Annotated in this window: 6 protein-coding genes and 1 pseudogene; 1 reads left to right on the plus strand and 6 read right to left on the minus strand. The window is 72.0% G+C overall.

Annotation, left to right across the window (positions count from 1 at the left end; translation table 11 throughout):
- The coding region (locus tag ABNT58_RS06880; RefSeq protein ID WP_348752760.1) for an FUSC family membrane protein at nucleotides 1-782 on the minus strand (782 nt) is incomplete at its 3' end.
- Between the two features lie 161 nt (nucleotides 783-943).
- Here ABNT58_RS06880 and ABNT58_RS06885 point away from each other — a divergent pair.
- On the plus strand, nucleotides 944-1,645 hold the full coding sequence (locus ABNT58_RS06885) for a hypothetical protein (protein WP_348752761.1): 702 nt from the start codon (nucleotides 944-946) through the stop codon (nucleotides 1,643-1,645).
- Between the two features lie 15 nt (nucleotides 1,646-1,660).
- On the opposite strand, the gene ABNT58_RS06890 is transcribed toward ABNT58_RS06885, so the two are convergent.
- The 5 genes and pseudogenes from ABNT58_RS06890 to ABNT58_RS06910 all read right to left on the minus strand — a co-directional run.
- On the minus strand, nucleotides 1,661-3,151 hold the full coding sequence (locus ABNT58_RS06890) for an alkaline phosphatase PhoX (protein WP_348752762.1): 1,491 nt from the start codon (nucleotides 3,149-3,151) through the stop codon (nucleotides 1,661-1,663).
- 46 nt (nucleotides 3,152-3,197) lie between these two features.
- A complete protein-coding gene (locus tag ABNT58_RS06895) occupies nucleotides 3,198-3,758 on the minus strand; it encodes a PEP-CTERM sorting domain-containing protein (RefSeq protein WP_348752763.1) in 561 nt (186 codons plus the stop codon).
- Nucleotides 3,759-3,905: 147 nt separating this feature from the next.
- Nucleotides 3,906-4,313 carry a hypothetical protein gene (locus ABNT58_RS06900; protein WP_348752764.1) on the minus strand — a complete coding sequence of 136 codons (408 nt, stop codon included), beginning with the start codon at nucleotides 4,311-4,313 and terminating at the stop codon, nucleotides 3,906-3,908.
- Between the two features lie 106 nt (nucleotides 4,314-4,419).
- Nucleotides 4,420-7,002 (minus strand): ligase-associated DNA damage response DEXH box helicase, encoded by a 2,583-nt coding sequence (locus ABNT58_RS06905; protein WP_348752765.1) that lies wholly within the window; start codon nucleotides 7,000-7,002, stop codon nucleotides 4,420-4,422.
- 13 nt (nucleotides 7,003-7,015) lie between these two features.
- Nucleotides 7,016-7,591, minus strand: a pseudogene (locus ABNT58_RS06910) (hypothetical protein); the annotation flags it as partial.

The following is a 7,591-nucleotide window of genomic DNA, read 5'->3' on the forward strand; positions in this document are numbered from 1 at the left end:
AGCTCGCTGCCCAGCAGCGTGTCGCGCAGGTCGATGGCCAGCAGCAGCACCGCGATGCGGCGCGGCACGTCGGCCGCATCGGGCCGGTGGGCGGCCTCGAACAGCAGGTCGCGCGCGGCCTGCAGCCGCTCGTCCAGGCTCACCTGCCGCTCCATCCAGTCCTGCAGCGGCGGCGCGCCTTCGGGGCGCATGCGGTCCTGCAGCAGCAGCACCGTGCGTGAGCGCAGCAGCGCGGCGGTGGCCTCCAGCGCGGCGGCCAGCGCCAGGCCGCGGTAGCGCGGCTGCAGCGCGCGCGAGGCCAGCACCGACCACACCAGGTACAGCGCACCGCCCAGCGCCGTCCAGCCGGCATGTTCCAGCTGCGCGCGCCAGCCCACCAGCGGCGGCGCGGCCATGGTGAACACGATGGCCAGGATGGGTACGAAAGAGATGGGGCCGGCCCGCGCGCCCCAGGCCAGCGCCAGGCTGGCCAGGAAGGCGATCAGGGTGACCACGCCGCCCAGCGCCAGCTCATGGTCGCGCAGCAGCGTCACCAGCACGGTGGCCAGCAGGCCGGCGGTGGCGGCGGTGAACACCCGGCGCAGCGTGCGGCGCGGCACGTTGGGCGTGTCGGCCAGGCTGGCGAAGATGGCCCCGCCCGAGGCCACCAGCGCCGCCGGGTGGCCGCCCAGCAGGCCGCCCACCAGTTGCACCAGCAGCACCCCCAGCGCCACGCTGATGCCGTTGATGCCATGCGCCGGCAGGTGCCAGGGCCAGCGGCGGGGCAAGGAGAGGCGGTTCACAGCGGCGCCCTCACAAGGCCGGGGTGGTGACGGCGGACACGGGCAGGCAGGTGCATCGGCAGGCGGGGGCGCAAGGGGCTGGTGGTCGGTGCGGCGCATTCTGCCGCCCTGCGGGGCGGGGGCCGTTAAAGTGCCCCATCCGATCCCTGCATGGAAGTGCGATGTCCCAGCTGATCACCTTCTCACGTGTTGCCGCCGCTGCGGCCCTGGCCGCGCTGCTGACGGCCTGTGGCGGCGGCAGCGACGACGACGCCGGCCAGCCCGCCAACACCACCTACAACCCACGCGCCGCCTTCCAGCAGCTGCTGGGCACCGGGGGCAGCTGGACGGTGCAAGGCACGGGCAACGACAACCTGAACTACCAGATCACGCTGGGCTATTCGCCCGCCGGCAGCGGTGTGTTCGTGATGGACGGCCGCACCTACGACACCGCCAACCAGACCTTGACGTTGCGCCAGTCGGGCAGCGCGTCGGGCAGCGTCAGCCAGACCCTTTATCACAGCCTGTCCACCGCCACGGTGGGCGGCACCCGCACCAGCGACAACGAATGCAGCGTCGCCGTGATGACCGGCAGCCTGCCCACCGCCGCCCGGGTGGGCGACAACGGGCCGCTGTTCCGGCTGACCGACTATGAAGGCTGCGTGGGCAGCACGGCGGTGGGCGTGACCGACGTCACCTGGTCGGTGGAGCGCAACGCCGGCCGCGCCTACTACTGCCTGACCACCCGCTACGTGACGGCGGGCGGCCTGGAGATCGAGTGCGTCGAAGCCAACGGCACCGGCGGCCTGCTGGGCAACCGGGCGCGTGTGCGCATCGAGGCGCCGGTGACCGGCGGCACCTTCGTCATCGACGCCTCGAACTGACCGACCGGCCGCGGCTTACAGCGCGCCGTCGTCCCAGGGACCGGTGATCGCGAAGGTGATGCCCGGGGTCTGGATGTTCACGAACAGCCACTCATTGTGGAAGGTGGCGCCCGCGAACTCCGAGCCGCGCTGGTCACCGGTGAAGGTGCGGCCCGACGGGCGGGTGTAGCTGCCGGTGGCCGCGAAGTTCACGTTGTTGTGGCAGAACGGGAAGATCTGGCCGTCCAGCGTCAGGCCGCGCAGCGATTGCGGGTCGTTGTCGCCGTCTTCGCACAGGATCAGGCTGCCGCGCGGGCTCCAGGCGATGTTGTCGGGCATGTGCACGTCCGCAGCGCGGCGTGATTCATACACCAGCGTGAAGGTCTCGCGTCGCGGGTCGTAGGCAAAGATCTGCCCCGCGCGCACCGTGCCGCCGCTGGTCGAGCAGACGTAGATCACGCCGTTGCCGTACCAGCAGCCTTCACCGCGCACCAGGCTGGCCGCGCCCTGCACCAGGCCCTGGGCCACCACGCCACCGTAGCTGGTGCCGCTGATGAAGGGCTTGTTCGGCTCGTTGATGTCCACCCACTCCACGTCCCAGCGGGTGCCGTCGGCAAAGCCGGCGCCGGTGTTGAAGTAGCTGATGGTCTGGCCCATCACGCTGATGCTGGCATTGGCCGGCACCTTGAGCTTCATCATCTGCAGCTTGCCGCCGGCCGAGGGGCGGCCCGGCACCTTGGGAATGAAGCGGTAGAAGCCGCTGGGCGTGGAGTCTTCGGTCTCGTAGATGATGCCGGTGACCGGGTCCACCGCCACCGCCTCATGGCTGAAGCAGCCCATGTCCAGCAGCGGCACCGGGTTGGCCGGGCCGGCGGCCGGCACGTCGAAGCAGTAGCCGTGCTGCTTGCTGGCGCCGTTGTGCACGCCGTCCGAGGTTTCTTCGCAGGTGATCCAGGTGTTCCACGGCGTGGGGCCGCCGGCGCAGTTGCGGATGGTGCCGGACAGCGTGGCCCACGAGGAAATGAACTTCTGCTGCTTGGGCGCAAACACCAGATTGGTGGTGCCGCCGTTGCACTTGGGGTCGTAGGTGACCTTGGGGGCGGCATAGCTGCCGGCGCTGCGGCTGCCTTGCTCGTGGTTGCGCACCAGCACCAGCTTGTCGGCGTCGGACGCCACCACGGCCATGCCGTCGTGCGCGCCCGGGGTGGCGATGCCGTCGCTCATCACGTCGCCGGTCCAGCCGAACGACCAATAGCGGAAGCCCGAGGGCAGCTGCAGCAGCGGCAGGCCGGTGGACTGGTCGGCCACCGGGGCCAGCGGGCCGTAGTCGGGGCTGTAGGGCAGCTTGACCGCATGCGCGGCGCCCGAGCCCAGCACGCCGAACGGCAGGCCGATGGTGGCGGCGGCGGCCACGCCGCTGCGCAGGAAGCCGCGGCGGCCGAAGCTCCAGTGCGGGTCCATGTCGCGGCCGGTGTCGGCACGGGCGAAGGCGCGCATCACGTCGATGTGTTCGTCACGGGTGGTCATGTGTTTTCTCCTGGCAATGTCAAAGGCTGGGGAAAAGGCCAGCGCCTCAGGCGCGGCGGCGGCGTGCGGCAAAGGCCAGCAGCGCCAGGCCGCCGGCCATCAGGGCGTAGGTGCCGGGTTCGGGCACGGCGGCGGTGATCGTGTAGCCCAGGGCGCCCTGGCCCAGGCCGTCGGCGTGGTCGGCAATGGCCAGCACGAAGGTGCCGCTGCCGTACACGTTGTCAAAGCGCAGCGTGGCGGCTTCGCCGGGGCCGCCCAGCGACCATTCGGTGGCGCCATCGGCCAGCGCCACGTGCACGCTTTGCGTGCCGGTGCGCAGGTCGAGGTAGCCGCTGGTATCGGCCTCGGTGCCATAGAAGGCCGCGATCACCGGGTCGAACGCGGGGTCGTTCGGCGTCACGGTGATCGTCACCTGCGCCATGAAGGGCGCGGTGAACTGCCAGAACGACCAGCCGGCCGCGTCGCCCCAGGGGCTACTGTCGGCAGCCACGCTGCCGGCAAAACTGCCGCTGGTGAGCACGCCCTGGTAGGTCACCGGCGCGGCCTGGGCCGAGGCGGCCAGCAACAGGCCGCCCGCCAGGCTCGCCCATCGGGATACAAGGTTCATCACTTCCTCCGAGTTCAGAGTTCCAGGCACGGCAAGCCCGCGCGTCATCGGCGCGGCCAGGGGTCGACCCCGTGCCAGCAGGTCGACCGCGGGAAACAGCAAAGGCACAGGCGCGCGCCGGCCCTTCAGCGGGCCGGGGCGCTGCGGTCAGGCGCTGCGGGGTGGGCGCAGGCGGCGTCGCGGCGCGCAGCTGCGCCAGCGCGCTGCCAGGGGCAGGCGTTGGCGCAGGGGCCTGGCCGGCAGCAGCGGGGCGTGCGCCAGCACGTCCACCGCCAGGTCCACCATGTCGGTGGCCGGTGTGGGGTCGGGTGCGTGGTCAGCGGCCAGGTCGGTCTGCTGCGCGCATTGCTGCTCGGGCAGCGGCGGGCTGTCCGCCTGCGCGCAGGCGATGGGGCTGCAAGCCGCCAACGCCGGCCAGACGTTGGCCGAAGAGCCTGCGCTCATCGGCTGCCCCAATGCGGCCAGCCACAGCGCCACCAGCAGCCAGGCCCATGCCGACGGCCGCAGGCGCTGCGGGAAGCAGCGCAAGAGCGGTGTGGAGGGTGGGCGCGACATCGGCATGCGGGTGGTGGGCCTGCCGATCCTGCGGCGTGCTCATGACCTGCGCGTGACGGCCGTGCGGGCCGTATGGGCCGGGGCCGCGGTCTGGGTCGGGCGGTCTTCAGCGCCGCCGCACGATGCGCGGCTTGGGCAGCCGCGGCCGGGCGGGCAGCGGCGGATGGGCCAGGACCTTCTCCGCATCGGCCACGATGCGGGCCAGCCGGTCGGCCAGCTTCTCGGTGCTGAGCCCTTCGCGAAAGCGCTCGACCATCAGCGGCAGGCTCATCGGCGTGGGTACCTTCAGCGGCACCAGGTCGATCTGCTGGGCCCGCATGCGCGACAGCACGTCGCCCAGGCGGCCCAGCTCCAGCTCCTGCGCCAGCACCTCGTGCTCGGCCTGGGTGAGCAGGCGGTTGCCGGCGTCGTACTTGCGAAACACCTCGTAGAACAGGCTGGACGAGGCCTGCAGCTGCCGCGCGCTCTTGGCCGCACCCGGAAAGCCGCTGAACACCAGCCCCGCCACCCGCGCGATCTCGCGGAAGCGCTTGCGCGCCAGCGCGCTGCTGTTCAGGCTGGCCAGCATGTCGGGCATCAGGCCCTCTTCGGCCAGCACGCGGCCGTCGAGCAGCGGCGCCACCTCCACCGGATGGATGCTGAGCAGCTCGAAGCCGTAGTCGTTGATCGAGATGGAAAAGGTGTTGGGCTGCTGCTGCGAGAAGCGCCAGGCCAGCAGCTGGGCCAGGCCCAGGTGCACGTTGCGGCCACCGAACGGGTAGACGAAGAGGTGATGGCCTTCGCGCGAGCGGAACTGCTCCACCAGCAGCCGGCCCGCCTGCGGCAGGTGCGACAGGCGCACCTGCACCTGCAGCATCGGCCAGGCGGCGCGCAGCTCGGGCTCGCTGAAGGCGGCGCCCTTTCGGGCCGGCGGCGGCGGTGCGTCGTCGGCCAGCTCGCCCTCGGGGTAGGCCTGCGCCACCTCCTGCGCGGCCTGGTGCAGCAGGGCCTGTATCGCATCGGCCAGCTCGCTGGACAGGGGCATCTTGGCGCCGTTCCACGACGCCAGCTTGCCGCTGCGGGCGCTGGCCTTGCGCACGTAGGCGGTCAAGTCGCGGGTGCGCACGTATTCCAGCGCACGGCCGCCGAAGATGAAGCAATCACCCGGGTTCAGCCGGGCGATGAAGCTCTCTTCCAGGTGCCCCAGCACGCCGCCGCCCACCCACTGGATGGGCATGGTGCTGTCGCTGACGATGGTGCCCACGCCCATGCGGTGGCGGCGCGCGATGCCGGCATCGGGCACGCGGTACACGCCTTCTTCGTCGGGCTGCACGCGGTGGTACTCGGGGTAGGCGCCCAGGCTGCTGCCGCCGCCTTCCACGAAGGCCAGCGCCCAGTCGAATTCCTCGCGCGTCAAACTTGTATAGGCAGGTGCGCTGCGCACTTCCTCGTACAGCGCATCGGGCGTGAAGCCGCCGCCCAGCGCCACCGTCACCAGGTGCTGCACCAGCACGTCCAGCGGCTTGGCCGGCGTGTGGCGGCCTTCCACCTGGCCGGCCTGCGCGGCGCGGCGGGCGGCGGCGCCTTCCACCAGCTCCAGCGCCTGCGTAGGCACCAGGGTCACGCGGCTGGGCCGGCCGGGCGCATGGCCGCTGCGGCCGGCGCGCTGCAGCAGCCGGGCCACGCCCTTGGCGCTGCCGATCTGCAGCACCCGCTCCACCGGCAGAAAGTCCACGCCCAGGTCCAGGCTGGAGGTGGCCACCACCGCGCGCAGCCGACCTTCCTTCAGGCCCAGCTCCACCCATTCGCGCACGCTCTTGTCCAGCGAGCCGTGGTGCAACGCCACCAGGCCGGCCCAGTCCGGCCGCGCGGCCAGCAGCAGCTGGTACCAGGCCTCGGCCTGCGAGCGCACGTTGGTGAACACCAGCGTGGGGCCGGATCGTTCGATCTCTTCCACCACCGGCATCTGCATCTGCGCGCCCAGGTGGCCGCCCCACGAGAAGCGGCCCACGTCGGCCGGCAGCAGCGTGTCGATGGCCAGGTCCTTGGGCACCCGGCCCAGCACCAGCTGGCCCTGGTCATGGCCCACCAGCGTGGACATGGCCTCTTCGGAGTTGCCCAGCGTGGCCGACAGGCCCCACACCACCAGCTGCGGGTTCCAGCGCCGCAGCCGCGCCAGCGCCAGCTGCACCTGCACGCCACGCTTGTTGCCCAGCAGCTCATGCCATTCGTCGACGATGACGGTGTGCACGCCGGCCAGGTCTTGCTGGGCGCTGGCGCGGGTGAGCATCAGCGTGAGCGATTCGGGCGTGGTCACCAGCGCGGTGGGCAGCCGGCGGTCCTGCCGCGCCCGCTCGGCCGAGGCGGTGTCGCCGGTGCGCTGGCCGATGCTCCAGGCCGGCGCTTCTTCGGCCAGCGGCAGCGTGAGCGATCGGGTGGTGTCGGCGGCCAGCGCACGCATGGGCGTGAGCCACAGCACGCCCAGCGGCGGCGCCTGGCGGGCGCTGTCCATCGGCACGCCCAGACCAGCGGCCCGGGCCAGTGCGCCGAACCACACCGCATAGGTCTTGCCGGCGCCGGTGGTGGCATGCAGCAGGCCGCTGTGGCCGGCGGCCATCGCGCGCCACACGTCGCGCTGGAAGGGAAACGGCTTCCAGCCATGGCGCTCGAACCAGGCGCCGGGGGCGTAGCGCAGGCGTCGGCCGGTCATCCGTGGATCGGGTTCAGGCCTTGACCGGTGAGGGCTTCTTCACCGGCGCCAGAACGGCGGCGGCAGGCTTGGTCCGACGCGCCCTGGCCGCGGTCTTGGCCGGCGCGGCGGCCTCAGGCGCGATCACCGGCGCATGCGGCACCGAGACGATCCAGCCTTCGATCGGATCGACCTGCGGCGGCAGGCCCCAGTCGGGCTGGCGGCTGGCCCAGGCGGCCTGCAGCATGCACAGCACCGCGTCCAGCTTGTCGCCGCTGCCATCGGCGGCCAGCGCATCGCGCTGCGCATGGCTGCACTTGAGGCGCAGGCCCAGGCGGCTGCGACCCTGCTCCAGCGCTTCCAGCAGGTCCTTACGGGCGATCAGCCGCTCGGGCGTGTGCTTGGCCCGCTCGTCGCTCTTGTATGAGCGGGCGCCGATCAGCTCGCGCGCCAGCAGGCCGGGGTAGGCCTCCAGCGCCACGCGGCTGGTGTCCCCTTCATGGTGGCCCGGCAGGTGCACACCGGCTTGCCGCAGCAGCGGCACGCCGGCATGCAGCATGTAGGCCACCGGCGGGTTCACCCATTTCATCGAGGGCGACGAGCCCGCCGG

Origin of the sequence: uncultured Aquincola sp. (genome assembly GCF_964001545.1) — a bacterium.
Classification (GTDB): Bacteria; Pseudomonadota; Gammaproteobacteria; order Burkholderiales; family Burkholderiaceae_C; genus Aquincola.

What these genes read in the sequence shown, in the direction of transcription:
- ABNT58_RS06885 (WP_348752761.1), top strand. Translation starts at nt 944, where the DNA reads ATGTCCCAGCTGATCACCTTCTCACGTGTTGCCGCCGCTGCGGCCCTG.
- ABNT58_RS06890 (WP_348752762.1), bottom strand. Translation starts at nt 3,151, where the DNA reads ATGACCACCCGTGACGAACACATCGACGTGATGCGCGCCTTCGCCCGT.
- ABNT58_RS06895 (WP_348752763.1), bottom strand. Translation starts at nt 3,758, where the DNA reads ATGAACCTTGTATCCCGATGGGCGAGCCTGGCGGGCGGCCTGTTGCTG.
- ABNT58_RS06900 (WP_348752764.1), bottom strand. Translation starts at nt 4,313, where the DNA reads ATGTCGCGCCCACCCTCCACACCGCTCTTGCGCTGCTTCCCGCAGCGC.
- ABNT58_RS06905 (WP_348752765.1), bottom strand. Translation starts at nt 7,002, where the DNA reads ATGACCGGCCGACGCCTGCGCTACGCCCCCGGCGCCTGGTTCGAGCGC.